This is a genomic window from Sutterella seckii (genome assembly GCF_009183815.1).
GTDB lineage: Bacteria > Pseudomonadota > Gammaproteobacteria > Burkholderiales > Burkholderiaceae_F > Sutterella > Sutterella seckii.
In genome coordinates this window covers 1-613 of record NZ_WEHX01000229.1, presented here as the reverse complement: position 1 = coordinate 613, position 613 = coordinate 1, and the positions used below count along the sequence as shown (strand labels likewise).

General features: G+C 48.9%; 1 protein-coding gene. It reads right to left on the bottom strand.

Annotated elements, in window-relative coordinates:
* On the bottom strand, window positions 1–599 hold a 599-nt coding region (locus GBM95_RS11970; RefSeq protein ID WP_226963329.1), incomplete at its 3' end, for a transposase.
* Window positions 600–613 lie beyond the last annotated feature (14 nt).

Below are 613 nucleotides of genomic sequence, written 5' to 3'. Positions count from 1 at the left end.
TGACCTCGAAAGGTGTCAACCGTCTGCACGCACAAAGGCAGCGCTTTGGCATAGCCTTTCGAGATATCGAAAACCTGCTCAATATCCTGCCTGGTGTAGTAAAGCGGCAGCAGGTCTTTGACAGCCACCCGTCGAGAACTGACCAACATGAATAAGCCCATGTCCTGCAGTCGTTGCCCGATTGTTTTCTGACTGAGTTCGTCTTCCTCAGCACATTTAGCCAGCTGTCGACGTTCATTGCTGCGCCGTTCATCATCCAAACCGAGATAGCAGTAAAGTGTGTGCTCTTCGCTCAGTTGATAAGCAACTTGTTTGAGATAGACAAAGCGTCCATGGAAGGTATGGCGGTTTTCGTCGCACTCCAAATCGGCACGATGGTTCTTGACTATTTCCTTGTAAAGGCTCCAATTTTTCTTCACTCGTGCCAGAAATGAGATTTTCTGATCCAGCAAAATTCCAATCGACGCCAAGGTAAGGTATCCGGCATCCAGAATGGCGAATTTTGTGTCAACTTTCAGTGCCTTGAGTTCCGCAATGGTCGTCAGCAGTGTTGAAACATCCACTACATTGCCGGGAATATACCGCATGTAGATCGGCATGCCGGTACCGCGCT